This window comes from Fructobacillus ficulneus, assembly GCF_001047075.2.
In the GTDB taxonomy this organism is placed as follows: domain Bacteria; phylum Bacillota; class Bacilli; order Lactobacillales; family Lactobacillaceae; genus Fructobacillus; species Fructobacillus ficulneus.
This window is the reverse complement of sequence record NZ_DF968000.1, coordinates 205,493-205,904: the sequence shown is the minus strand read 5'-3', so window position 1 is coordinate 205,904 and position 412 is coordinate 205,493. Positions and strand designations below refer to the sequence as shown.

1 protein-coding gene is annotated in these 412 nt (G+C 52.2%); it reads right to left on the bottom strand.

From position 1 onward, the window contains the following. The coding region (locus tag AOQ29_RS03230; protein WP_158530740.1) for a hypothetical protein at positions 1-412 on the bottom strand (412 nt) is incomplete at both ends.

Sequence of the window (412 nt, the reverse complement as noted above, 5' to 3'; positions counted from 1 at the left end):
CCGGACTGGGCCAAAGTGAGCCGTCTTTAAGACCAGGCGGTGGGTAATTCCCCTGGTTTGCGAAAAGTCACGGAAATCAAATTGGTAAAAGTTTGTTGCCGGCAGGATGCGAGCTAAGTTGCCCTGGCCTTCGATGAATAGCGTCTGACCGGGATATCGGTGCCAATCCGCTAAGTCCGCGGAATCCTTGGCCGCATAGGAAAACCAGACCGGCTGACCTGATGGCAAGTGGGCTTGGCCCTTAATTTGCCCGTCAGGACCAATCAATACATCATCTGGGTAGACCAGGATTTTTTGCCAAGAATTAACCTGATTGCCTTGGTGACTCTGATCGATGAGACCTTGGTGGTTAATCATGAAATACAAGCCAAAGGCGCCGGTCACCACCAGCAATTTCGCCAAGTCGGACCGG